This is a genomic window from Streptomyces sp. NPDC016851 (genome assembly GCF_055562795.1).
Window position 1 is genome coordinate 1 of record NZ_JBVHEP010000005.1, and the last position, 24,137, is coordinate 24,137.

Genomic DNA, 24,137 nt, shown 5'->3' on the forward strand with positions numbered 1-24,137 from the left:
GAACGAGGGGCGCACCCCCTTTTCGGGGTGCAGGGGCGGAGCCCCGCGAGGGGTGCAGGGGACGCAGTCCCCGCCGGGGTCCGGGGCGGAGCCCCGGGGCTTTTCGACCTCAGCCTCTTGAGGAACTGCTTCGGGTGGGCGGGTGGGAGACCTCCCGGCCGGGGTCCGGGGCGGAGCCCCGGGGCTTTTCGGCCTCAGCCTCTTGAGGAACTGCTTCGGGCGGGCGGGTGGGAGACCTCCCGACCGGGGTCCGGGGCGGAGCCCCGGGGCTTTTCGACTCGAGCCCTCGACGAACCGCTTCGGGCGGGCGGGTGGGAAAACCCGTAAGACATCACAGGAGGCACCCGTGCCAGAAGGCCACACCATCCACCGACTGGCCCACGACTACGCCACCGCCTTCCTCGGCACAACCCCCCTCCTCACCAGCCCCCAGGGCAAGTTCACCGACGCCGCCACCCTCCTCACCGGCACGGAACTCACCCACACGGAAGCCCACGGCAAACACCTCTTCCTCGGCTTCCGCACCACCGACTGGATCCACATCCACCTCGGCCTCTTCGGCAAGGTCACCTTCACCCGCGCCCCCGCCCCCGCACCCCCGCCCACCGACACGATCCGCCTCCGCCTCGCGAACGACACCACCTGCGTCGACCTCCGCGGCCCCACCACCTGCGCCCTGATCACACCCCCGGAGAAGCAGGCGATACACGACCGCCTCGGCCCCGACCCCCTCCGCGACGACGCCGACCCGGACACCGCGTACCGCCGTGTCTCCCGCAGCCGTACGACCATCGCCGCCCTGCTCATGGACCAGAAGGTCATCGCCGGCGTGGGAAACGTCTACCGCGCGGAGGTCCTCTTCCGGCACCGCATCGACCCGTACCGCCCCGGCAAGGACATCACCCCGCCGGAGTGGCACGCGATCTGGACCGACCTGGTCGAGCTCATGCACGAGGGCGTCCGCAACAACCGCATCGACACGGTCCGCCCGGAACACACCCCGGAGGCGATGGGCCGCCCACCCCGCGTGGACGACCACGGCGGCGAGGTGTACGTCTACCGCAGGGCCAACCAGCCCTGCCACATCTGCGGCGGCGAGATCCGCACCGCCGATCTCGCCGCCCGCAACCTCTTCTGGTGCCCGACCTGCCAACGCCCCTGAAAAACCCAACGCCCCTAAAAACCCAACGCCCCTGAAAACCCCCCGATTTCAGAATCCGTGCGGCAACCACGGCGCCGCCACCCCGCCGCTCCCGAACGCCAGTGACGCCTCCGCCAAGGCCCCCCGCCGTACCTCCCGCACACGCCCCGCCGCCCCCAACGCCCCGAGGCTCACCCCACCGAGATACGCCGCCCCCAACTCCCGCACGGACAGCGCGACATCCGCCGCATCCGCCGTACGCTCGCAGGACGCCCCCTTCGCATCCCCGCTGAGCCGCCAACGCCCGGCGTTCCAGGGACAGAACGCGTCCTCCACCTCGAACACCACGTCCACCGGCGTCTGAAACGTCCGTGCCTCCAGCGCGGCCCCGACATCCACCGGCCGTACGTACAGCGAATCCCGCAACCGCGGCTGACACCGCCGTATGTCGGACACCAGGTACTGCCACGCGTCGTCGACCGGCCGCCCCCGCATCACCACCGTCGACGTCAGATCGATGCCGAACAGGAACCGCAGCAGCGCCGCGTCCGCCGCGGGATCCAGCGCGGCCGAGTTCTCCACGATCACACTGCCGTTGGCCCCGGCGGGCCCCCAGCTCGGCTTGACGCGGTACCGCGCGTACCCGACCGTCTCCCCGTCCCGCTCGGCGAGGACGCACTGGAGCGGCGACGCCCCGTCCCGCCCGCTCTCCGGATCGAGCACCCCGAGCCGCTCCCAGCCGGGCTGCCGCGCCAGCATCCCCGGCCGCGACGGCACCAGTTGCGCGTACACGGCCTCGCACACGTCGACGACCTCTGCGGGATCGGCGTAGCGCAGACGCACGTCGTCCGTGCCCGCCGGCAGCGAGGCCAGCCGCACCCGGCTCGTGTCGATCTCGGCGTTCAACTGGAAGGTGGCCGCGCCGTATCCGAACCGGCCGTAGATCGCCGGCTCGGAGGCCGTGAGCACGGCCAGCGGCTCACCCCACGCACGGACGTCGTCCAACTGCCGCCGCATCATCGACGTCAGGACACCGCGCCGGCGGTGCGTGGCGGCCACGCTCACCATCGTGACGCCCGCGGCCGGCACCGAGGCCCCGCCGGGCACGGTGAGCCGGAAGGAGAACGCCCCCGCCGTCCCCACACAGGCGTCCCCGTCCCAGACACCGAGCGAGCGGTCGCACTCGGTCAGCGAGTCCCACAACTCCCGCTCCTCGGCGGACTCGGGCACTCCGCCGAAGGCGCGGATGAGGGTGTCGTACCACTTGTCCCAGTCGTCCCGCCGAAGCACCCGCAGGGTCGCCGCAGGGCCGGTCGTGTCAGTCACCATGGCCCATGCCTACCAGGGCAATGCGGGACGGGCGAGGGAATTTCGCCCGGCCGGCGACAGGCGGCGCACCGTGAAGTTCACTGGGAAGTCGGCCCTCGGACGGGGGACAAGTAGGACCTCCCGTGCCAAGTGGCCGGTCCGATGGATAGGGTCCCGAACTAATGGCAGCAGGACGAGAGCGGCGCGCGGAAGCCGAGACGTTCACGGCCCGGTTGAAGAAGCAGTGGCACCGGGCCCGCGTCGGCATGCGCCGATCCGCCGTGGACTACTTCCGCGGCGACGGCTCGGACTGGATCGCCCTGGCCGGCCTGCTCCTGCTGGTGCCGCTGATCGCGGCGGCGACGCTCGCGAACTCGGTGTGGTTCTCGCCGGCCGCGCTGGTCCTGCCGGTCGTCGTGGGCGGCCTGGTGCTGCGCCCGGCGAGCCTGCTCGGCCTGTACGCGGCGGCGGCCACGGCGCTGATCGTGGAGTCGGTGCGGCTCGGCCCCTACACCGAGGGCCCGTCCAGGGTCACCCCGGGCGTGGTGCTGGTGGTCGCGGCCTGCGGTTTCTTCGGGCTGCTGCTGGCGCAGTTCCGCAGCCGGGTCGGTGTGCCCTGGCGGCGCGGCGGCACCATGCTCTTCGACCTGCGCGAACGCATCCGGGTGCAGAGCAAGCTGCCCGGCCTGCCGGACGGCTGGCACCGGGAGATGGCGCTGCGCCCGGCGGGCGGCCAGTCCTTCTCGGGCGACTTCGTGGTGGCGGCCCGCACCAACGGCGGCCGTACGCTCGAGGTCGTCCTCACCGACGTCTCCGGCAAGGGCATGGACGCGGGCTCCCGCGCGCTGCTCCTGTCCGGCGCGTTCGGCGGCCTCCTGGGCTCGCTGCCCCCGCACGCCTTCCTGCCGGCGGCGAACGGCTACCTGCTCCGCCAGGACTGGGACGAGGGCTTCGCGACCTCCATCCACCTGGTCCTCGACCTGGACTCCGGCGACTACGAGCTCTACTCCGCCGGCCACCCGCCGGGCCTCCAGCTCAGCGCGGGCAGCGGCCGCTGGGAGGAGAAGACGGCCGAGGGCCCGCTCCTCGGTGTGTACGACGGCGCCCAGTTCGACCCGGTGAAGGGCTCGCTCCGCCCCGGTGACGTGCTGATGCTGTTCACGGACGGCCTGGTGGAGACCTCCGACCGCGACATCGTCGAGGGCATCGACCGTCTCACCGGCGAGGCCGACCGGTACGTGGCGGGCGGCTTCCACGGCGCCGCCTGGCACCTCATCGAGGCGGTGGCCAAGGACGTCAACGACGACCGGGCGCTGCTGCTGATCTGCCGGGAGGGCCCGACGGCCGCCGCGGCCCGCTGAAGTGCGCTGCTGCGGGTGCACACTGGAGCCGTGACCGAGACACCCCGCACCCCGCTGACCCTGGCCGAGGTCGAGGCCACCGCACGCGCCGCGCACGCCGGCCAGACCGACAAGGCCGGACGGCCCTACGCGGAGCATCTCCAGGCCGTCGCGGAGGGCGTACGGGCGCGGGGCGGCGACGAGGAGCAGATCGCGGCGGCCTGGCTGCACGACGCCGTCGAGGACGACGCGCTCTCCCCCGGGTGGCTGCGCGAGGCCGCGCTGAGCAGCCGTACCAAGGACATCGTCCTGGCGGTCACCAAGCGGGCCGGGGAGCCGCCCGAGGCGTACGCCGCGCGCGTCCTCGCCACGCCCGGTGCGCTGCTGGTGAAGGAGTCGGACCTGGCGCACAACGCGGACCCGGCACGCCTCGCGGTCCTCGACGAGGCCACCCGCAAACGACTGACCGAGAAGTACACGCGGATGCGCGCACTTCTCGGTCTCGTCGGATGAACCGGGGCAGGAACGTCAGGCGTTGACCTTCTCGCGCTCGCGCTCGCGCCGCTCGGCGCCCTGGCGCTCGCGGGCGACCTCGGCCGCGTCCCGCTTGAAGGCCCACTCCATCTTCGGCTCCATGGCGAACCGGAAGACCCGCCGCACCGGCTTGGTGCACAGCACCGTCACCACGGCGGCCGCGGCGACGGTCGCGGCGATCTCACCGAGCGGCCGGTGCATCCACGCCGGCTCGAACCAGCCCTGGTAGTCGCCGGCCTTCACCAGGAAGCCGTGCAGCAGGTAGCCGTAGAGCGTGCCGGCGCCGAGCGCGGTGAACCACATGTGGCGGCGCGGCACCCAGGCGAAGAAGCAGGCGGTCAGCACCAGGGAGCAGCCGAACATCGCGAGCACCATGACCGGGCCGGTCCACCACGGCGCGCCCAGCTCCTGCGCGGCGTCCCGGTGGTAGAACCAGGCGGTGTTCATGCGCGGCACGGCCCACCAGCTGAAGGCCAGCGCGGCGGCGAAGACGGGCACCGAGGCGATCCGCACGGAACGGCGGCGCACCATGTGGAAGTGCTCGGGCTTCATCACCAGGCCCAGCACGAAGAACGGCAGGAACTGCAGGACCCGCTGGAGGTCGAGGTCGTCACCGATCTCCGGGGAGACGGTCGCGAGCATCGCGAGGCCGAGCGCGAGCGGCAGCGGCCAGCGCGCGATCTTCCAGATGGGCGTGGTCAGCCGCCAGATGAACAGCGCGACCAGGAACCAGGTCAGGTACCAGGGGTCGAGAAGGCTGATGTCCTGGTGCGGGTCGTTGTCGATCCACCGCTTGAAGAGGGGGTAGGCCGTCTCGAAGAGGATGTACGGCACGGCCACACCGGTGATCAGGCGCTTGAGCCGGTCGGGCCGCATGTCGAAGCTGCGCGAGAAGTAGCCGGAGATGATGATGAACGCCGGCATGTGGAAGGCGTAGACGACCTGGTACGCGGCCTCGAGTATCCGGCTGTCGCCCTTGAGCGGTTCCCAGGCGTGGCCCATGGCGACCAGCACGATCGCGAGGTACTTGGCGTTGTCGAAGAAGGCGTCGCGCTGCTTGCCGTTCTGCTTCTTCTGGGGGCTCTGCGGCGAGCGCGGGCTCGGCACTCCGTCGGCAGAGGACTGTGCCGGGGGAAGTGGCGCCCTGCGGTCGCCGTTCGGTCGCAGCGAGTTCGTCACAGACCCTCCCACCAGGAGCTCGGGGAGACGATCCGGGACCTCGCTGCGCTTGCGGGGGACGAGGCAGCGTGGAACATCTGAGGCACCCTAGCGTTCCCTGCGGCTATTCGTAAAACGCCGGATGTGAATCCTGGCTATTCGCTGTGGGTACCCCGGATTTCGGGGAGTTGACGTCCTTGCGAGAGTGATGGCCAACACATCGTCCCGCGCCGGACTGTGTCCATCGCACCCCGCCCTGCTTGTCATGACACTTCCGGACTAAACGACCCATAAGACCAGCAGGCGACTCCGGTGGAATGTCCCCTTCCGTGCCTCTCCGGAGCTTGGCCGCAGGGTCGTTGAGAACTTGCGGGGGCAATTCGAATTAGCTGCGAACGCGTTGTGTGGGCATGGAAACGATTCCGTCGAATTCCCTGTGCGGGTGGTGCCTCGAATTCCCGTACGAGTCCCTGCCGTTCGGTCCCCGGGCGCAGGGGCCGCGCACCGGCCCGGACACGCGTGCGGTGGTCGATGCGTCACGATCCGCATAGCCCGGCCTGGTTGGTGGCACGATGGTTCTGGCGGGGTGCGCGTGGTCGCGTCCCGGGCCGGGAGAGCGGACCGACCGAGGGTGTGATCAGTTGTGGCCATTTCACTGTCTGTGGTGCTGCTGTTGGCGATCATCCTTGTGGTGTTGCTGAGAGGGGGATCCATCAAGGCAGGCCCAGCGATCGTGGCGGTCCTCTTCGGCTTCTTCCTCGCCTCGACCGGTATGGCCGACGACATCCAGCGATTCCTCAACTCGATAGCGGAGACCATCAACTCCATCAGCTTCTGACCGGGCCGTTGCCGCCGTCCCGGAGTACGTGCGGATACGCTCCTTCCCGACCAGGGGGCGGTGCGTGACGGGGGGAACGTACGGGGATGGCGCTGCGCGACTTGGACCCGGCCGAGGTGGGCGGCTACCGCATCGAGGACCGCCTCGGCTCCGGCGGCATGGGCGTGGTCTACCTGGCCCGTTCGGCCTCCGGCCGGCCCCTCGCCCTCAAGGTCGTGCACGGCCAGTACGCCGACGACGACGAGTTCCGCGCCCGTTTCCGCCGCGAGGTGGCCGCCGCCCGCCAGGTCAGCGGAGCCTTCACGGCCCCCGTCGTCGACGCGGACGCCGACGCGCCGCGCCCCTGGATGGCCACGCTCTACATCCCGGGCGCCGACCTCGGCACCCACGTCCGCGAGCACGGCCCGCTTCCCCCGCCCCGCCTGCGCGAACTCGCCGCCGGCCTCGCCGAGGCGCTGCGCGACATGCACCGCGCCGGAGTCGTCCACCGCGATCTGAAGCCGGCCAACGTGATGCTCGCCGACGACGGCCCCCGCGTCATCGACTTCGGCATCTCCCGCGCCGCCGAGTTCGCCGCCTCGGACGTCCTCACCCAGACCGGCCGGGTCATGGGGACACCGCCCTTCATGTCCCCGGAACAGTTCGCGTCCCCCCAGGACGTCGGCCCGGCCGCCGACATCTTCTCCCTCGGCTCGGTCCTCACCCACGCCGCGACCCGCCGCGGCCCCTTCGACAGCCCGAGCCCCTACGAGACGGCTCTCCGCGTCGTCGAGGGCGAGCCGGAACTGTCCGGCGTACCGGACGAACTGCTCCCCTTCATCCGCCTCTGCCTGCAAAAGCACCACAAGTCCCGCCCCACTGCGGACGCCCTGCTCACCCTCCTCCGCGAGGACGGCGCCCCCGCCGGCCACGCCCCGCCCATCACCGGCGCACCCCGGCCCTTGCTCCCGGGACCGGCCGCACGGCCGACCGAGCCCGCCGGGACGGTACGTCCCGACACGGCACGCGCCGCCGGGCAGGACGAAGCCCGGCACCCCCTGGCCGCCGAGGCGGACGCCGAGCGACATGAACGACCGCGCGACACGACCGGGACGCCAACACCCACCCCACCGCACACGCCCACCCCGCCGCACACGCCGACGCCACCCCCGACACCCGATCCCCCACGCCCCGACGGCCACCGCAGACGCCGCCGCCTCCTGCTCGTCTCAGCCGCCCTGACCGCCGTACTCGCCGGGGTCGTCACCACCACCGTCGTCCGCGCGCGCGGCGGCGACCCCGCCCCCTCGTCCACCGCGAAGCCCGCCGACCTCCCCGCCGGCTGGAAGCCCTGGACAGCGAAGGCCGAGACCCCGTCATGGGCCGGGCGTGCACGGGGCCGCGACTCCTCCTTCCAGCGCTGCGCCTCCGTGGGCCCGTCCCTGGTGTGCGCCGGCGCTCAGATCATGGCGACGCGCTTCGACCTCGCCGAGGGCCACAACACCTGGTCCCGGTTCGTCGACCCCACCGCGCCGGACGGCTCCTCCTTCGACGAGGGCGCGATCATCGGCACGGACGGCGGACGCGTCTACGCCTACCAGGCTGACGAGCGACAGTCGCCGGGCGGCGGCGGCCCGCTGTTCACCTACACGGTCGCCGCCCTGGCCGCCGACACCGGCAAGGTGCTCTGGCGGACCCGGACGGGCGACGGCCAGACGGCGAGCGTGCCCGACGGCGAGCAGGGCGGCGCCACAGCCGTCCCCGAAGGCGTCATCACGGCGTACGGCGACCAGGGCGAGCAGTACGCCCTGCTCGACGCCGACACCGGCAGGGTCCGCTGGAAGCGCCCGAAGCCCCAGGCCGCGGACGACTGCCGGCTGCGCGCCGCGGCCGAGCACGCCTACCTGCTCTGCACGACCGGCCGGTGGGACAAGGGCACCGCCCGGACCAGCGTCACCCGGCTCGACGCGGCGACCGGCAAACCGAACTGGACGGTCCAGGCGAAGGGCGCCCCGGACGTCCTCGGCCAGGACGGCGACCGCCTGGTGCTCGCGGACGCGATCGCGCCGGGCAGCGGCCTCACCCTGATCGACGTCTCCACCCGCGCGCTCACCGCCGTACGGGTCCCGGCCGAGCAGTCCGACGCGTCCGGCGCGTACCTGGTCCGCGGAACCGTCTACTTCACCCGCACCAGCGGCGGCGTCAGCGCGGTCTCGCCGCGCACCGGCCGGACCCTGTGGGACACCAGTTCCACCGTGGAACGGCCGGGCCCCCCGGCCGCCTCCGCCACCCACGTGTACGTCGCGTCCCCCAGCGGCCGGGTGGCCGCCCTGGACGCCGTCACCGGCAAGGTCGAAGGCACCCGCCCCGGCCGCGACGACGGCGGCCGGACCGACAACGCCTCCGGCGCCCCCCTCACCCTGGTCGGCGACGCCCTGTACGTCCCCTACGGCGAGCGCTCGGTCTACACCGTCGACGTACGGGACCTGCGCACCCCGTCCACCGGATCAGGCCGAAATCGCTCGACCGGTCGAGCGCCGGCGGGATAGAACGAAGGTCATGAGCTGGGTTGCCAACGTGATGATCTCGGCCGACGACGCCGATCGGGCGAACGTCGAGGCGCTGAGCGCCTGGCTGAGCGAAGAGGCACCGCGCCGCGGACAGCCGGACGCCTCCGGCGTCGGCGGCCTCAACCTTCTCACCGACCAGCGCCCCGGATGGGGTGGCTGGAAGTGGCCCGAGTGCCGGGTGTGGGCGGGAGCCCTCAACCACTGCGACCTCGACGCCCTCAGGAAACGGGTCGCCGAGACGCCCTGGCGGGAGCCGAACGTGGTGCAGCTCTTCGTCATGGACCAGGAGGAATCGTTCTTCCGCCTGTGGATGATCCGGGGCGGCGAACTGAGGCAGTACGCGCCCCTGGCACCGTCCGAAGAGGACGCGGGCTTCTACCTGTCCTGATCGCGGGAGGGGCGAAGGCCGGCGACTCCCCGTCATCTGTCACGTGCGCGAGATCCACCTGCGCCAGCGGGACGACACGCACGCCTCGCGCTCGTGGTCGACGACGAGTCCGGTCGTAGATCAGGGCCGGGTCGGAGGAATGATCCTCCGACCCGGCCCTGAGCCGTAGAGAGCGGGCGACGGGAATCGAACCCGCGTAGCTAGTTTGGAAGACTAGGGCTCTACCATTGAGCTACGCCCGCACAGCGCGCGCCGCAGGTCGGGCGACCGCGGCACTGAAGGCATCGTAGCGGGTCGGCCCCGTCCGTCGCACACCGCATTCCCGCCGTGGCCGACGCGGCACAGGGCCCTGTGGAAATGCGGCGGCCACAGCGCCTGGCGGCATGTACCCTACGTGTCGCACCAGACGGGGTGTGGCGCAGCTTGGTAGCGCGTCCGCTTTGGGAGCGGAAGGCCGTGGGTTCAAATCCCGCCACCCCGACCAGCCGGCCGATCACCTCGCGTGATCGTCTCCTGATCATTCGCCTGATCGCCTTTTGGGCGGTGTAGTCGCTGCCGTTACTATGCAAGCTGCACGCCCGTGTGTCTCATCGTCTGAAGTCGAAGTCCTCCGGGCGGCGAAATCCGCCGGGCCGCTCTGGCACCGGCAGAACCCAAGAAGTCAGCCACAAGGAGACCGAACCGTGAAGAGCGCCGTGGAGACCCTGAACCCGACTCGGGTTCGGCTCACTGTCGAGGTGCCCTTCGAGGAGCTCAAGGACAGCCTCGACGCGGCGTACAAGAAGATCAACCAGCAGGTCACGGTGAAGGGCTTCCGCAAGGGCAAGGTCCCGGCCCGGGTCATCGACCAGCGGTTCGGCCGCGGTGCGGTGCTGGAGGAGGCCGTCAACGACGCGCTGCCGAAGTTCTACACCGACGCCGTCAACGAGGCCGAGCTGAGCCCCCTGGGCCAGCCGGAGGTCGACATCACGGAGCTGAAGGACGGCGAGACGCTGAACTTCACCGCCGAGGTCGACATCCGCCCCGCGATCGAGATCCCGGACTACTCCGGCATCGAGGTCGAGGTCGACGCCGTCGAGGTCACCGAGGAGGACGTCGACAAGGCGGTCGAGGAGCTCCGTGAGCGCTTCGCCACCACCGCCCCGGTCGAGCGTGCCGCCGAGGACGGCGACGTCGTGACGATCGACCTGGAGGCCAAGGTCGAGGGCGAGGTCCTCGAGGACGGCGTCGCGAGCGGCGTTTCCTACACCATCGGCTCCGGCGAACTGCTGGACGGCATCGACGACGCCGTGAAGGGCCTGGAGGCCGGTGGCGAGGCCACCTTCACCTCCGAGCTCAAGGGCGGCTCCGCCGCCGGCAAAGAGGCCGAGGTCACCGTCAAGGTCACCCAGGTCGCCAAGCGTGAACTGCCCGAGCTGGACGACGAGTTCGCGCAGCTCGCCTCCGAGTTCGACACCATCGAGGAGCTGCGCGCCGACAGCCGCAAGCGCCTGGAGAACATGAAGCAGTACGACCAGGCCACGCAGGCCCAGGAGCGCGTCCTGGAGAAGCTGCTCGAGCTGGTCGAGGTCCCCGTCCCCGAGAAGCTGCTCGAGGACGAGGTCAACACGCGCAAGCACAACCTGGAGCACCACCAGCTCGGCCAGATGGGCCTCGACCTCCCGAAGTACCTGGAGATCCAGGGCAAGAGCGAGGAGGAGTTCGAGACCGAGACCCGCGAGGCCGCGGTCAAGGGCATCAAGACCCAGTTCGTCCTCGACGAGCTCGTCAAGCAGGAGAAGCTCAACGTCAACCAGGAGGAGCTCACCGAGCACCTCATGCGGCGTGCCGCTTCCTCCGGCATGTCCCCCGACCAGTTCGCCCAGGCGGTCGTCGAGGGCGGCCAGGTTCCGCTCCTGGTCGGCGAGGTCGCCCGCGGCAAGGCCCTGGCCGTCGTGGTCGAGAAGGCCACGGTCAAGGACACCAACGGCGAGATCATCGACCTCGACGACGAGGAGGAGGAGGAGTCCGAGGCCCAGGCCACGGAGGCCTCCGCCGAGGAGACCCCGGCCGAGACCGCCGAGGAGAAGACCGAGGGCTGACCCCCGGTTGTCGTGAGTCCGTGAGAAGGCCCTGGGGCACGCCCCAGGGCCTTCTTGATCTGCCGGCGGGCAGCGTCCTCAAGGGGCGCGGGGCTGTATCGATATGCGGCTCCGCCGCGTGGGCGCGAGCAACCACGACGCACCCGCGGTCCGGCGACGGCGGGACCACCCCCCGACGAGACGGCACGGCCCCACCGGCGGAGCCCGCCGCGCTACGCCCCCGGCGAACACTCCCATCTCCGGGATTCCCCGAAGGGACCCGCGCGTTAGGGTCCATGAATACCAGGGCAGTGGAGTCTCCGATACGGCTCCCGCCCCGCAGGGAACACGTGAAGACGGCCCGGCGCCGTCGTAAGACGAGCAGGTGGATACGTGACGAATCTGATGCCTTCAGCCGCCGGCGAGCCTTCCATCGGTGGTGGCCTCGGCGACCAGGTCTACAACCGGCTGCTCAACGAGCGGATCATCTTCCTCGGCCAGCCGGTCGACGACGACATCGCGAACAAGATCACCGCACAGCTGCTGCTCCTTGCCGCCGAACCGGACAAGGACATTTACCTGTACATCAACAGCCCCGGCGGTTCGATCACGGCCGGCATGGCGATCTACGACACCATGCAGTACATCAAGAACGACGTGGTGACGATCGCCATGGGCCTCGCGGCCTCGATGGGACAGTTCCTGCTCAGCGCCGGCACCCCGGGCAAGCGCTTCGCGCTGCCGAACGCCGAGATCCTCATCCACCAGCCCTCCGCCGGCCTGGCGGGCTCGGCCTCGGACATCAAGATCCACGCCGAGCGGCTGCTGCACACCAAGAAGCGCATGGCCGAGCTCACCGCCCAGCACACGGGGCAGTCGGTCGAGCAGATCACCCGCGACTCGGACCGCGACCGCTGGTTCGACGCCTTCGAGGCCAAGGAGTACGGCCTCATCGACGACGTCATGCCCACGGCCGCCGGCATGCCGGGCGGCGGCGGCACCGGGGCCTGAGAGGTCCCCACGGGGCCTGTGGCGCCCCGTGAGGCCCACGGAGCCCTCCCGGGCCCCCGAGACCCCAGACAGCCCCAGCCGACCGCCTCAGCCCTTTTCAGGAGACACCGTGAACCAGTTCCCCGGCAGCGGGATCTACGACCGTATGCACGCCGCGCAGGACATGCGCGCCGCTCAGGGCGAGTACACCGGCCCGCAGGCCGAGTCCCGCTACATCATCCCGCGCTTCGTCGAGCGCACCTCCCAGGGCATCCGCGAGTACGACCCGTACGCGAAGCTCTTCGAGGAGCGCGTGATCTTCCTCGGCGTTCAGATCGACGACGCCTCCGCCAACGACGTCATGGCGCAGCTGTTGTGCCTGGAGTCGATGGACCCCGACCGTGACATCTCGGTCTACATCAACAGCCCCGGCGGCTCCTTCACGGCGCTCACGGCGATCTACGACACGATGCAGTACGTGAAGCCGGACATCCAGACGGTCTGCATGGGCCAGGCGGCCTCCGCCGCCGCCGTCCTGCTGGCCGCCGGTACGCCGGGCAAGCGCATGGCCCTGCCGAACGCGCGCGTGCTGATCCACCAGCCCTACAGCGAGACGGGCCGCGGCCAGGTGTCCGACCTGGAGATCGCCGCCAACGAGATCCTCCGCATGCGTACGCAGCTGGAGGAGATGCTGGCCAAGCACTCGACCCAGAACATCGAGAAGATCCGCGAGGACATCGAGCGCGACAAGATCCTCACGGCCGAGGACGCGCTGAGCTACGGCCTGATCGATCAGGTCATCTCCACCCGGAAGATGGACAACTCGAGCCTGCGCTGAGGCGAGAGGCTGTATCGTCTGCCGCCCCTTGGCACGGTTTCGGACGGTCCACGTCAAAGTGAACCGCGCCAAGGGGGGCCCGAACGAGGGGCCCGGCAAGGTACCGTCGGACATAAGGCAGCACCAGGAGTCCGCTTGGACGTAGGCGTCCAGGAGTCTCCCAGGCGAAGGGGAAGCACACCGTGGCACGCATCGGTGACGGCGGCGATCTGCTCAAGTGCTCGTTCTGCGGCAAGAGCCAGAAGCAGGTCAAGAAGCTCATCGCAGGGCCCGGTGTGTACATCTGCGACGAGTGCATCGACCTCTGCAACGAGATCATCGAGGAAGAGCTGGCGGAGACCAGCGAGGTCCGCTGGGAGGAGCTCCCGAAGCCCCGCGAGATCTACGAGTTCCTCGAGGGCTACGTGGTCGGCCAGGAGGCCGCCAAGAAGGCCCTCTCCGTCGCGGTCTACAACCACTACAAGCGGGTCCAGGCCGGTGAGAACGGCGGGGGGAGCGGCCGCGACGACGCCATCGAGCTGGCGAAGTCCAACATCCTCCTCCTCGGCCCCACGGGCTCCGGCAAGACCCTCCTCGCGCAGACCCTCGCGCGGATGCTGAACGTCCCCTTCGCGATCGCCGACGCCACGGCCCTCACGGAGGCCGGCTACGTCGGCGAGGACGTCGAGAACATCCTGCTCAAGCTGATCCAGGCCGCCGACTACGACGTCAAGAAGGCCGAGACCGGGATCATCTACATCGACGAGATCGACAAGGTCGCGAGGAAGAGTGAAAACCCCTCGATCACGCGCGACGTGAGCGGGGAGGGCGTACAGCAGGCCCTCCTCAAGATCCTCGAGGGCACCACGGCCTCCGTCCCGCCGCAGGGCGGCCGCAAGCACCCGCACCAGGAGTTCATCCAGATCGACACGACGAACGTGCTGTTCATCGTGGGCGGTGCCTTCGCGGGCCTGGAGAAGATCATCGAGTCCCGCGCCGGCGCCAAGGGCATCGGCTTCGGCGCGCAGATCCGCTCCAAGCGCGAGATGGAGTCCAAGGACCAGTTCCAGGAGGTCATGCCGGAGGACCTGGTCAAGTTCGGCATGATCCCCGAGTTCATCGGCCGCCTGCCGGTCATCACCTCGGTCCACAACCTCGACCGCGAGGCCCTGCTCCAGATCCTCGTCGAGCCGCGCAACGCGCTCGTCAAGCAGTACCAGCGCCTCTTCGAACTCGACGGCGTGGAGCTGGACTTCGAGCGCGAGGCCCTCGAAGCCATCGCCGACCAGGCCATCCTCCGCCAGACCGGCGCGCGAGGCCTGCGCGCCATCATGGAGGAAGTCCTCCAGGGCGTGATGTACGAGGTCCCGTCCCGCAAGGACGTGGCCCGGGTCGTCATCACGGCGGACGTCGTTCAGTCGAACGTCAACCCGACGCTGATTCCGCGGGATGCGCGGGGGCGGGGGCCGGGGGAGCAGAAGACGGCCTAGTCACTCACTGCACGCGAAGGCGCCCAGCACTTCTGCTGGGCGCCTTCGTCGTTGCCGGTGTCAGGCCTTGACGCGGACTTCGCCGCGGGCCTTGGTGGTGAGGTCGATCGCCACGTCCTTGGTGACGTCCTGCGCCGCGTCACCCGGCGACACGATGGCGATCGTGCTGTAGTCGGCCCACGCGCAGAACCAGTTGGTCTGCTCCTTCTGGGTCGCCCGGTTCTGCCCCTTGACCGACTGGCACTTCATGACCGCGCCGTCGAGGTCGGCCGCCTCGGGCTCGCCGATCAGTTCGGGCTTGCCGGACCCGGTGGAGGACTCCTTCTCGGCCGACTTCTTGAAGTTGGCGAAGAACAGGTCCAGAGTCGCCTCCGGGTCGGAGATCTCACCGTAGGCACCGGCCACGGAAAGGGTCTTGGCCGTCGCCATCTTCGCCGCGGACGCCGGATCGTCGGGGTCGTAGTCGCTCAGGTCGACCGTGTTGTACAGGCCCGCCGTGGACTTGGCGTTCTTGACGCCGCTCGTCTCCAGCTCCGCCGTCAAGTCGTCGCCGGCAGTCTGCCCGTCCTTCGTGGTGCGCTTGTAGTCGCTGAGCACGGTCGCCGGCGTCGTGAGCTTGTGCGGCCCGTCGTCCTCCAGGCCGCCACCGCCCCCGCCGATCACGAAGTACGCGCCCACGGCGATCGCCGCGACCACCGCGACCGCGCCGATGATGATGCCCGTCTTCTTCTTGCCGCCGCCCGGGGCCGGGGGCTGGGGGACGCCGTACGGGGCCTGGCCGTAGGGCGGCTGCTGGCCGTACGGGGGCTGCTGGCCGTAGGGCGCCTGCTGGGGCGGGACGCCCTGCGGGGGCTGCTGCGGGTAGCCGTAGCCGGGCTGGGGAGGAGGGGCCTGCTGGGGGTAGCCGTAGCCGGGCTGGGGGGCCTGCGGCGGCTGGCCGTAGGGGCCCGGCTGGCCGTACGGTCCGGGCTGCTGGGGCTGCCCGCCGTACGGGCCCGGCTGGTTGTAGCTCATGTTCTGGGTTCCCCTCCAGATGCTTATGCGTTCGAGACATCCTGGCGCAGACCCGCCGTGTGCATGGCATCGGGGCCCCCACCGTTACAAAGGAAACGCGTTTCGGGACGGGGTGGTGACACCCCTAAACTGACCCCCGTGACCGAGAACGCTCAGCAGCAGCCACCAGCGCCCAGCACCGACCTGCCGACCCAGTACGCGCCGGCCGACGTAGAGGGGCCGCTGTACGAGCGCTGGGTAGAGCGGGGTTACTTCGAGGCGGACGAGAAGAGCGACAAGCCGCCCTACACGATCGTCATCCCGCCGCCGAACGTCACGGGCAGCCTGCACCTCGGGCACGCCTTCGAGCACACGCTCATCGACGCCCTGACCCGCCGTAAGCGGATGCAGGGCTACGAGACGCTGTGGCAGCCCGGCATGGACCACGCCGGTATCGCCACGCAGAACGTCGTCGAGCGGGAGCTCGCGAAGGAGAACAAGTCCCGGCACGACCTGGGCCGTGAGGCCTTCGTCGAGCGCGTCTGGCAGTGGAAGGGCGAGTCCGGCGGGCAGATCAGCGGACAGATGCGGCGCCTGGGAGACGGCGTCGCCTGGTCGCGTGAGCGGTTCACCATGGACGAGGGCCTGTCCCAGGCCGTCCAGACCATCTTCAAGCGCCTCTACGACGACGAGCTGATCTACCGCGCCGAGCGCATCATCAACTGGTGTCCGCGCTGCCTGACCGCCATCTCGGACATCGAGGTGGAGTACCAGGACGACGACGGCGAGCTCGTCTCCATGAAGTACGGCGACGGGGACGACACCATCGTCGTCGCCACCACCCGCGCCGAGACCATGCTCGGTGACACGGCCGTCGCCGTTCACCCCGAGGACGAGCGCTACAAGCACCTGATCGGCAAGCTGGTCAAGCTGCCGCTGACCGACCGCTCCATCCCGGTCGTCGCCGACGAGCACGTCGACCCCGAGTTCGGCACGGGTGCCGTCAAGGTCACCCCGGCCCACGACCCGAACGACTTCGAGATCGGCCAGCGTCACGACCTCCCGGCCCTGACGATCATGGACGAGCACGCGGTCATCACCGCCCACGGCCCCTTCCAGGGCCAGGACCGGCTGGAAGCGCGGTCGGCGATCGTCGCGGCCCTGCGCGCCGAAGGCCGGATCGTCGCCGAGAAGCGGCCCTACGTCCACTCGGTCGGCCACTGCTCGCGCTGCAAGACGACGATCGAGCCGCGCCTGTCCATGCAGTGGTGGGTCAAGGTCGGCCCGCTCGCGAAGGCCGCCGGTGACGCGGTCCGCGACGGCCGGGTCAAGATCCATCCGCAGGAGATGGAGAAGCGCTACTTCGACTGGGTCGACAACCTCCACGACTGGTGCATCTCGCGGCAGTTGTGGTGGGGCCACCGCATCCCGGTCTGGTACGGCCCGAACGGCGAGGTCGTCTGCGTCGGCCCCGACGAGGAGCCGCCGAGCGGCGAGGGCTGGCGTCAGGACACCGACGTCCTCGACACCTGGTTCTCCTCCGGCCTGTGGCCGTTCTCCACGCTGGGGTGGCCCGAACAGACCGAGTCGCTCGCGAAGTTCTACCCGAACTCGGTCCTGGTCACCGGCTACGACATCCTCTTCTTCTGGGTCGCCCGGATGATGATGTTCGGCCTGTACGCGATGGACGGCACCCCGCCGTTCCACACCATCGCCCTGCACGGCATGGTCCGCGACCAGTTCGGCAAGAAGATGTCGAAGTCCTTCGGCAACGCGGTCAACCCGCTGGACTGGATGGACAAGTACGGCAGCGACGCCCTGCGCTTCACCCTCGCCCGTGGCGCCAACCCGGGTGTCGACGTCCCGATCGGCGAGGACTGGGTCCAGGGCTCGCGCAACTTCGCCAACAAGATCTGGAACGCGACGCGCTTCGCGATGATGAACGGCGCGACGGTGGACGGCCCGCTGCCGGACCCGTCGAAGATGTCCTCGACGGACCGCTGGATCCTCTCCCGCCTGAACACGGTCGTCGCGGAAGTCGACGCGTTCTACGACGACTACCAGTTCGCGAAGCTGTCCGACTCCCTGTTCCACTTCGCGTGGGACGAGGTCTTCGACTGGTACGTCGAGCTGTCCAAGACGACGTTCCAGGCGGGCGGCGAGGCGGCCGAGGTCAGCAAGCGCGTCCTCGGTGAGGTCCTCGACGTCACGCTGAAGCTGCTGCACCCGGTGGTCCCGTTCGTCACCGAGACGCTGTGGACCACCCTCACCGGCGGCGAGTCGGTCGTCATCGCCGACTGGCCGAAGGACAGTGGCTTCCGGGACGCCGACGCCGAGCGTGAGATCGAGAGCCTCCAGTCGGTTATCACCGAGGTCCGCCGCTTCCGCGCCGACCAGGGCCTCCAGCCCGGCCAGCGCGTCCCGGCCCGGCTGACCCTGGACGGCACGCCGTTCGCGGCGCACGAGGCCGCCATCCGCCAGCTGCTCCGGCTCCAGCCGGAGGGCGACGCCTTCACGGCCACGGCGACTCTGCCGGTCGCGGGCGCGGAGGTCGCCCTCGACCTCTCCGGCACGATCGACGTGGCGGCGGAGCGCAAGCGCCTCGCGAAGGACCTCGCGGCGGCGGAGAAGGAGAAGTCCCAGGCGAACGCCAAGCTCGGCAACGAGGCGTTCCTGGCGAAGGCCCCCGACCATGTCGTGGACAAGATCCGCACCCGCCTGGCCAAGGCGGAGGAGGACATCGCCCGGATCCAGGCGCAGCTGGAGAGGCTGCCGCAGGCGTAGCCCGTTCGCACGGTCGTGGAGGCCCCCGGAGCTGTCAGGCCCGGGGGCCTCTGACGTGGCTCAGGGGCACGGACCTGTTTTTTGGGGGCGCGGGGAACTGCGCGACAAGCCCCCACAGACCCGCAGACACCGGACGACACAAACCACCCCCGACCGATGTCACCGCCGCTCCGTAGACTGGCCCCGTGAGCGAGCTCCCTCCAGACCACAACGCCGACGACCAGCCCGACCCCCTCAACACCTTCGACGAGATCATCGCGGAGGAGACCACCCGCGATCCCGACCTCGCGGTCATCGAGGCCGGCAGCCGAACGCTGCGCACCCAGGGCGGCCCGCCCGACGCCGACATCCCGACCCGGCCCGCCGACCCCGAGGTCGACAAGGCCCTGCGCGAGGTCGAGGCGGAGCTCGCCACCCGCTGGGGCGAGACCAAGCTGGAGCCCTCCGTCAGCCGGATCGCCGCGCTGATGGACGTGCTGGGGGAGCCGCAGCGGGCGTACCCGTCGATCCACATCACGGGGACCAACGGCAAGACCTCCACGGCCCGCATGATCGAGGCCCTGCTCGGCGCCTTCGAGCTGCGGACCGGCCGCTACACCTCGCCCCACGTGCAGTCGATCACCGAGCGCATCAGCCTCGACGGCGCTCCCATCGCGCCCGAGCGGTTCATCGAGACGTACCAGGACATCAAGCCGTACGTGGAGATGGTCGACGCGTCGCAGGAGTACCGGCTGTCCTTCTTCGAGGTGCTCACCGGCATGGCGTACGCGGCGTTCGCCGACGCGCCCGCGGACGTCGCCGTCGTCGAGGTCGGCATGGGCGGCTCCTGGGACGCCACGAACGTGATCGACGCCGACGTCGCCGTCGTCACGCCCATAGACCTCGACCACACCGACCGGCTCGGCACCACGCACGCGGAGATCGCCGCCGAGAAGGCCGGCATCGTCAAGCAGGGCGCGACGGTGATTCTGGCGCAGCAGCCGGTCGACGCGGCGCAGGTGCTGCTGAAGAGGGCCGTCGAGGTGGACGCGACGGTGGCCCGGGAGGGCCTGGAGTTCGGTGTCGTGGAGCGGCAGGTGGCCGTCGGCGGTCAACTGCTGACTCTGCGCGGCCTGGGCGGCGAGTACCCGGAGGTGTACCTGCCGCTGCACGGCGCGCACCAGGCGCACAACGCGGCCGTCGCGCTCGCCGCCGTCGAGGCGTTCTTCGGCGTCGGCGCGCAGCGGGCCGAGCCGCTCGACTTCGACACGGTCCGCAAGGCGTTCGCCGCCGTCGCCTCGCCGGGCCGGCTGGAGGTCGTGCGGCGTTCCCCGACCGTCGTGCTCGACGCCGCCCACAACCCGGCGGGCGCCCGGGCGGCGGCCGAGGCCATCGGTGAGGCCTTCCAGTTCAGCCGGCTCATCGGTGTCGTCGGCGCGAGCGGTGACAAGAACGTGCGGGGGCTGCTGGAGGCCTTCGAGCCGGTGTTCGCCGAGATCGTGGTCACGCAGAACTCCAGTCACCGCGCGATGGACGCCGACGAGCTGGCGGGTATCGCCGTCGAGGTGTTCGGCGAGGAACGCGTCCAGGTCGAGCCGCGGCTGCCCGACGCGCTGGAGGCCGCGATCACGCTGGCCGAGGAGGAGGGCGAGTTCGCGGGTGGCGGTGTGCTCGTCACCGGTTCCGTCATCACCGTCGGCGAGGCCCGACTGCTCCTGGGGAAGGGCTGAGACCGTGCGTACGCTCTGTTCTTCGACCCTGATCGGCGAGTTCTTCATCATCGGCTTCGCCGGTCTGGTCGCCATGAAGGATCCCGACCTGTCCATGACGACCGTGTGGACGGTCAGCGGTGTCGCGATGTTCCTGTGCCTGGTGCTGTGCGGTCTGGTGACGCGCCCGGGCGGGGTCGCGCTCGGCTGGGCGTTGCAGATCGCGCTCATCGCGTCGGGCTTCGCCGTGCCGATGATGTTCTTCCTGGGCGTGGTCTTCGCGGCCCTGTGGTGGGCGTCCGTGCACTACGGGCGGAAGGTGGACGAGGCGAAGGCGAGATTCGCGGCCCAATCCGGCTCCTCCACACCTGACGCTGCGTAACAGGCTCCCCGACACGCCGGGTAATCTCGTTCCACCGCACAACCTTGATACATAAGGAGCCCGTCGTGAGCCAGCGCACCCTCGTCCTCCTCAAGCCCGACGCCGTCCGTCGCGGCCTGACCGGCGAGATCATCAGCCGCATCGAGCGCAAGGCGGGCTGGGCGATCACCGCGCTGGAGCTGCGCACCCTGGACCAGGACACGCTGGAGCAGCACTACGGCGAGCACAAGGGCAAGCCCTTCTACGAGCCGCTGGTGGAGTTCATGGCCTCCGGCCCGGTCGTGGCGATGATCGTCGAGGGCGAGCGGGTCATCGAGGGCGTGCGCCAGCTGGCCGGCCCGACCGACCCGATCGCCGCGGCCCCCGGCTCCATCCGCGGCGACTACGGCGTCATCGTCCGGGAGAACCTGATCCACGCCTCCGACTCGGAGGAGTCCGCCGAGCGGGAAGTGAAGATCTTCTTCCCGGGTCGCGCCTAAGACGAAACGGTGAGAGGAAGTCTGGGAGCCACGGCTCCCGGACTTTTCTGGCATATGCGTGGCGATCGAGGGAACGATGGTCCCCGAACGCCCGTCTCCACAAGCGAACCCCTGCGGCATCTGCTGACAATGGCGGAGACCCTCCCGCAGTGTTCGCGAAGGCGCGTCTACGATGGAAGCCTTCACGTCACAGCACCCACCTTTGCCTACCTGAAAAGCCCTCAAAAGCTAGTGGGAAGGCCAGACGAATCCTGATGGGGAACTCAATGTCGTTCATCGGCCGTGACATGGCTGTCGACCTCGGGACCGCCAACACGCTGGTGTACGTCAGGGGTCGCGGGATCGTACTCAACGAGCCGTCCGTCGTCGCGATCAACACCAACACCGGTGGCATCCTCGCGGTCGGTGCCGAAGCGAAGAAGATGATCGGGCGCACGCCCGGCAACATCGTTGCCGTTCGTCCGCTGAAGGACGGTGTGATCGCCGACTTCGAGATCACCGAGCGGATGCTCCGCTACTTCATTCTGAAGATCCACAAGCGGCGGTATCTGGCTCGTCCGCGGGTCGTCGTCTGTGTGCCCTCGGGCATCACGGGCGTCGAGCGCCGGGCCGTCATCGAGGCGTCGTCCCAGGCCGGCGCCCGCCAGGTGCACATCATCGAGGAGCCCATGGCCGCTGCCATCGGCTCCGGCCTGCCGGTCCACGAGGCCACGGGCAACATGGTGGTCGACATCGGCGGCGGCACCACGGAGGTCGCGGTCATCTCCCTCGGCGGCATCGTCACCGCCCAGTCCATCCGTGTCGCGGGCGACGAGCTGGACAACGCGATCATCCAGCACATCAAGAAGGAGTACTCCCTCCTGCTGGGTGAGCGCACGGCCGAGCAGATCAAGATCACGATCGGTTCTGCGTACGACCTGGACACCGACGAGCACACCGAAATCCGCGGCCGGGACCTGGTCTCCGGGCTGCCGAAGACCGTAGTGATCTCCGCCGCGGAGGTCCGCAAGGCGATCGAGGAGCCGGTCAACGCGATCGTCGACGCCGTCAAGACGACCCTCGACAAGTGCCCGCCGGAGCTGTCCGGCGACATCATGGACCGAGGAATCGTTCTGACCGGCGGCGGAGCGCTGCTGAGGGGCCTGGACGAGCGGCTGCGTCGGGAGACCGGCATGCCGATCCATATCGCCGAGGACCCCCTGGACAGCGTGGCGCTCGGTTCCGGAAAGTGCGTCGAGGAGTTCGAGGCGCTCCAGCAGGTGCTGGACGCCCAGCCGCGCAGATGACGTAACTCTTCGATTCCGCCGTACGGGACGATCTCCTCTCGTACGGCGGATCGTTGATATAGATGCATAAGCTCCCACAATGCAGCCCCTCGGGTTTCCCTGGGGCTTCCCGAATTCCTATGAGGAAGGGCACGGCCGCCGCACGTGAGGGACACACGAGAGAGCCGGCTGCTCCTGGTGCTGCTGATCGCCATCGCGTTCGCGTTGATCACGGTGGACATTCGCGGTGGGGAGGATTCCCCGGTCGACGGTGCCCGGCAGGGCGCGGCGACGGTCTTCGGCCCGATCGAAAGCGGTGTGGCGGCCGCGGTCGACCCGGTCGGCAACGCGGTCTCCGCCATCCGGGAATCCGGTGAGCGGCACGACCGGCTCGCCGCGCTGGAAGAGGAGAACGCGGCCCTGAAGGCGCGGCTCGGCAGCGACGACCGCGGTCGCAGCCGCCTCAAGCAGCTCGACAAGATGCTGAAGATCTCCGGCCAGGGCCAGTACGGAATCAAGGGCGCCGAGGTCATCGCCATCGGGGCCGCGCAGGGCTTCTCCTGGACCATCACCATCGACGTCGGCGCCAACGACGGCATCAAACGCGACATGACCGTCCTGAACGGGGACGGGCTCGTCGGCCGGGTCACCACCGTCGGGCCCAACACCGCCACGGTCCTGCTCGCCAGCGACCCCGACTTCACGGTCGGCACCCGGATGGAGGCCAGCGACGAGCTGGGCTTCGCCTCTGGGCAGGGCGACCGCCCGCTGCGCGTGGAACTCCTCAACGGCAAGGCGGAGGTGAAGAAGGGCGATCGCCTGGTCACCTTCGGCTCGCAGGCCGACCGGCCGTTCGTGCCCGGGGTGCCCGTCGGTGTGGTCTCCCGCGTCGACCCGTCCGGCGGCGGGCTGACCCGCACGCTCTACGTCACGCCGTACGCCGCCTTCAGCAAGCTCGACATCGTCGGCGTCGTCGTCGAGGCCCCGAAGAAGGACCCGCGCGACACGGTGCTCCCGCCCAAGCCGAAGCCGACTCCGAGGCCGACGGTGACGGTGACCGTGACGCCGTCCGCCGAGGCCCCCGCAGACGGCCAGAACCAGCAAGAGCAGTAGGAGCTGTCACCTCATGCGCGTCAACCGGATCCTGCTCTCCTCCGCCCTGGTCGTCGTCGCCCTGGTGATCCAGGTGAGCGTCCTCGCCCGCCTGCACCTGCCGGGCGCCGTGCCCGACCTGATGCTCCTCACCGTCCTGGGCCTCGCCCTGGTGTACGGCCATGTGGGCGGCGCCCTCGTCGGCTTCGGCGCGGGCCTGCTCGCCGATCTGGCCCCGCCGGCCGACCACGCCGCCGGGCGCTACGCACTCGTGCTGTGCGTCATCGGCTACCTCGCGGGCCTGGTGAAGCCCGAGACGGGCCAGCTGAAGTCCGCGACCGGCCCCATGGTCGTGGTGGTCGCCGCCGCCCTCGGCTCCACCCTGCTGTACGCCGGGGTCGGTGCTCTCGTCGGGGACACCGCCGCCCGCCATGTGGGCCTGGGCAGCCTGCTGTTCACGGCCGCCCTGTACGACCTGCTGCTCGCCCCGTTCGTGGTGCCGGGGGTGATGGCGTTGGCCAGACGCGCCGAGAACGATCCGCTCGCCGAGACCGGCTCCGGCGCCAAGGCCACGGACATCTCCTCCGGCTGGCTCTCCGGCGGCACCGGCCTGAAGATCGGCAGCCAGCGGAACGGGCTGCGCGTGAAGGCGGCCCGGGCACGGATGGCGCGGGCGGGGCGCATCAAGGGGGTCAAGCGGCTGTGACCGCAGGAAAGTTCACCCGAACGCGCCGCTCCGGTAGGAACGCCGGCTCCTGGGCCCGTCGTTCCTCACTCGTAACCGCACACACGTGCCCGGAGACACCTTCGTACTCGCACATCCGTACGCGCACCGAGAGGG

General features: G+C 70.0%; 20 protein-coding genes and 2 tRNA genes. 18 read left to right on the plus strand and 4 right to left on the minus strand.

Features of this window, described 5'->3' with window-relative positions; translation table 11 throughout:
* Nucleotides 1-346: 346 nt before the first annotated feature.
* Nucleotides 347-1,162 carry an Fpg/Nei family DNA glycosylase gene (locus tag ACZ3I3_RS10030; protein WP_467364017.1) on the plus strand — a complete coding sequence of 272 codons (816 nt, stop codon included), beginning with the start codon at nt 347-349 and terminating at the stop codon, nt 1,160-1,162.
* 48 nt (nt 1,163-1,210) lie between these two features.
* Here ACZ3I3_RS10030 and ACZ3I3_RS10035 read toward each other — a convergent pair whose 3' ends face one another.
* Nucleotides 1,211-2,470 carry a GNAT family N-acetyltransferase gene (locus tag ACZ3I3_RS10035; protein ID WP_467364018.1) on the minus strand — a complete coding sequence of 420 codons (1,260 nt, stop codon included), beginning with the start codon at nt 2,468-2,470 and terminating at the stop codon, nt 1,211-1,213.
* Between the two features lie 161 nt (nt 2,471-2,631).
* Between ACZ3I3_RS10035 and ACZ3I3_RS10040 the strand changes: the two genes are divergently transcribed.
* Together ACZ3I3_RS10040 and ACZ3I3_RS10045 are read left to right on the plus strand one after the other, a co-directional pair.
* Nucleotides 2,632-3,810, plus strand: a complete 1,179-nt coding sequence (locus ACZ3I3_RS10040; protein ID WP_467364019.1) for a PP2C family protein-serine/threonine phosphatase — start codon at nt 2,632-2,634, stop codon at nt 3,808-3,810.
* Between the two features lie 30 nt (nt 3,811-3,840).
* Nucleotides 3,841-4,302, plus strand: coding sequence for an HD domain-containing protein (locus tag ACZ3I3_RS10045; RefSeq protein WP_467364020.1), 462 nt, complete (start codon nt 3,841-3,843; stop codon nt 4,300-4,302).
* 15 nt (nt 4,303-4,317) lie between these two features.
* Here ACZ3I3_RS10045 and ACZ3I3_RS10050 read toward each other — a convergent pair whose 3' ends face one another.
* Nucleotides 4,318-5,430, minus strand: coding sequence for an acyltransferase family protein (locus ACZ3I3_RS10050; RefSeq protein ID WP_467364021.1), 1,113 nt, complete (start codon nt 5,428-5,430; stop codon nt 4,318-4,320).
* A 694-nt stretch (nt 5,431-6,124) separates the two neighbouring features.
* On the opposite strand from ACZ3I3_RS10050, the gene ACZ3I3_RS10055 reads away from it, so the two are divergent.
* From ACZ3I3_RS10055 to ACZ3I3_RS10065, 3 genes are all read left to right on the plus strand, one after another.
* Nucleotides 6,125-6,319, plus strand: a complete 195-nt coding sequence (locus tag ACZ3I3_RS10055) for a hypothetical protein (RefSeq protein ID WP_003990237.1) — start codon at nt 6,125-6,127, stop codon at nt 6,317-6,319.
* Between the two features lie 86 nt (nt 6,320-6,405).
* The gene (locus tag ACZ3I3_RS10060; RefSeq protein ID WP_467364022.1) at nt 6,406-8,847 is read left to right on the plus strand and encodes a protein kinase domain-containing protein; all 2,442 of its coding nucleotides are present in this window, start codon (nt 6,406-6,408) and stop codon (nt 8,845-8,847) included.
* A gap of 10 nt (nt 8,848-8,857) precedes the next feature.
* The gene (locus ACZ3I3_RS10065; RefSeq protein ID WP_467364024.1) at nt 8,858-9,256 is read left to right on the plus strand and encodes a squamosa promoter-binding protein 15; all 399 of its coding nucleotides are present in this window, start codon (nt 8,858-8,860) and stop codon (nt 9,254-9,256) included.
* 171 nt (nt 9,257-9,427) lie between these two features.
* On the opposite strand, the gene ACZ3I3_RS10070 is transcribed toward ACZ3I3_RS10065, so the two are convergent.
* A tRNA-Gly gene (locus tag ACZ3I3_RS10070) sits at nt 9,428-9,498 on the minus strand.
* 165 nt (nt 9,499-9,663) lie between these two features.
* Between ACZ3I3_RS10070 and ACZ3I3_RS10075 the strand changes: the two genes are divergently transcribed.
* The 5 genes from ACZ3I3_RS10075 to clpX all read left to right on the plus strand — a co-directional run bounded on the left by ACZ3I3_RS10075 (nt 9,664) and on the right by clpX (nt 14,613).
* Nucleotides 9,664-9,740: transfer RNA gene (locus ACZ3I3_RS10075), tRNA-Pro, on the plus strand.
* 199 nt (nt 9,741-9,939) lie between these two features.
* Nucleotides 9,940-11,337: a trigger factor gene (gene tig, locus ACZ3I3_RS10080; protein ID WP_467364025.1), complete on the plus strand. Its 1,398-nt coding sequence runs from the start codon at nt 9,940-9,942 to the stop codon at nt 11,335-11,337.
* Between the two features lie 384 nt (nt 11,338-11,721).
* Nucleotides 11,722-12,327 carry an ATP-dependent Clp protease proteolytic subunit gene (locus ACZ3I3_RS10085; RefSeq protein ID WP_184993373.1) on the plus strand — a complete coding sequence of 202 codons (606 nt, stop codon included), beginning with the start codon at nt 11,722-11,724 and terminating at the stop codon, nt 12,325-12,327.
* Between the two features lie 109 nt (nt 12,328-12,436).
* A complete protein-coding gene (locus tag ACZ3I3_RS10090; protein WP_467364026.1) occupies nt 12,437-13,144 on the plus strand; it encodes an ATP-dependent Clp protease proteolytic subunit in 708 nt (235 codons plus the stop codon).
* 182 nt (nt 13,145-13,326) lie between these two features.
* On the plus strand, nt 13,327-14,613 hold the full coding sequence (clpX, locus tag ACZ3I3_RS10095) for an ATP-dependent Clp protease ATP-binding subunit ClpX (RefSeq protein ID WP_086603933.1): 1,287 nt from the start codon (nt 13,327-13,329) through the stop codon (nt 14,611-14,613).
* 60 nt (nt 14,614-14,673) lie between these two features.
* Here the strand turns inward: clpX and ACZ3I3_RS10100 are convergent, their stop codons facing one another.
* Complete coding sequence (locus ACZ3I3_RS10100; RefSeq protein WP_467364027.1) at nt 14,674-15,627, minus strand: hypothetical protein; 954 nt, start codon at nt 15,625-15,627, stop codon at nt 14,674-14,676.
* A 138-nt stretch (nt 15,628-15,765) separates the two neighbouring features.
* On the opposite strand from ACZ3I3_RS10100, the gene ACZ3I3_RS10105 reads away from it, so the two are divergent.
* The 7 genes from ACZ3I3_RS10105 to mreD all read left to right on the plus strand — a co-directional run bounded on the left by ACZ3I3_RS10105 (nt 15,766) and on the right by mreD (nt 24,002).
* Nucleotides 15,766-18,390: a valine--tRNA ligase gene (locus ACZ3I3_RS10105; RefSeq protein WP_467364028.1), complete on the plus strand. Its 2,625-nt coding sequence runs from the start codon at nt 15,766-15,768 to the stop codon at nt 18,388-18,390.
* A gap of 185 nt (nt 18,391-18,575) precedes the next feature.
* Nucleotides 18,576-20,099 (plus strand): bifunctional tetrahydrofolate synthase/dihydrofolate synthase, encoded by a 1,524-nt coding sequence (gene folC / locus ACZ3I3_RS10110; protein WP_467364029.1) that lies wholly within the window; start codon nt 18,576-18,578, stop codon nt 20,097-20,099.
* 4 nt (nt 20,100-20,103) lie between these two features.
* Nucleotides 20,104-20,460 carry a DUF4233 domain-containing protein gene (locus ACZ3I3_RS10115; RefSeq protein WP_193505189.1) on the plus strand — a complete coding sequence of 119 codons (357 nt, stop codon included), beginning with the start codon at nt 20,104-20,106 and terminating at the stop codon, nt 20,458-20,460.
* 65 nt (nt 20,461-20,525) lie between these two features.
* The gene (ndk, locus tag ACZ3I3_RS10120) at nt 20,526-20,939 is read left to right on the plus strand and encodes a nucleoside-diphosphate kinase (protein ID WP_467364031.1); all 414 of its coding nucleotides are present in this window, start codon (nt 20,526-20,528) and stop codon (nt 20,937-20,939) included.
* 266 nt (nt 20,940-21,205) lie between these two features.
* Entirely contained in the window at nt 21,206-22,225 is a 1,020-nt protein-coding gene (locus tag ACZ3I3_RS10125) for a rod shape-determining protein (RefSeq protein WP_006133575.1), read from the plus strand.
* A gap of 144 nt (nt 22,226-22,369) precedes the next feature.
* Nucleotides 22,370-23,317 carry a rod shape-determining protein MreC gene (gene mreC / locus ACZ3I3_RS10130; protein ID WP_467364033.1) on the plus strand — a complete coding sequence of 316 codons (948 nt, stop codon included), beginning with the start codon at nt 22,370-22,372 and terminating at the stop codon, nt 23,315-23,317.
* A gap of 13 nt (nt 23,318-23,330) precedes the next feature.
* Nucleotides 23,331-24,002: a rod shape-determining protein MreD gene (mreD, locus tag ACZ3I3_RS10135; protein WP_307175164.1), complete on the plus strand. Its 672-nt coding sequence runs from the start codon at nt 23,331-23,333 to the stop codon at nt 24,000-24,002.
* Nucleotides 24,003-24,137 lie beyond the last annotated feature (135 nt).

Excerpts from the sequence above, each read along its gene's own strand:
- ACZ3I3_RS10085 (WP_184993373.1), top strand. The coding sequence starts at position 11,722 with ATGCCTTCAGCCGCCGGCGAGCCTTCCATCGGTGGTGGCCTCGGCGAC.
- ACZ3I3_RS10125 (WP_006133575.1), top strand. The coding sequence starts at position 21,206 with ATGTCGTTCATCGGCCGTGACATGGCTGTCGACCTCGGGACCGCCAAC.
- ACZ3I3_RS10065 (WP_467364024.1), top strand. The coding sequence starts at position 8,858 with ATGAGCTGGGTTGCCAACGTGATGATCTCGGCCGACGACGCCGATCGG.
- ACZ3I3_RS10040 (WP_467364019.1), top strand. The coding sequence starts at position 2,632 with ATGGCAGCAGGACGAGAGCGGCGCGCGGAAGCCGAGACGTTCACGGCC.
- ACZ3I3_RS10035 (WP_467364018.1), bottom strand. The coding sequence starts at position 2,470 with ATGGTGACTGACACGACCGGCCCTGCGGCGACCCTGCGGGTGCTTCGG.
- ACZ3I3_RS10100 (WP_467364027.1), bottom strand. The coding sequence starts at position 15,627 with ATGAGCTACAACCAGCCGGGCCCGTACGGCGGGCAGCCCCAGCAGCCC.
- mreD (WP_307175164.1), top strand. The coding sequence starts at position 23,331 with ATGCGCGTCAACCGGATCCTGCTCTCCTCCGCCCTGGTCGTCGTCGCC.
- ACZ3I3_RS10060 (WP_467364022.1), top strand. The coding sequence starts at position 6,406 with ATGGCGCTGCGCGACTTGGACCCGGCCGAGGTGGGCGGCTACCGCATC.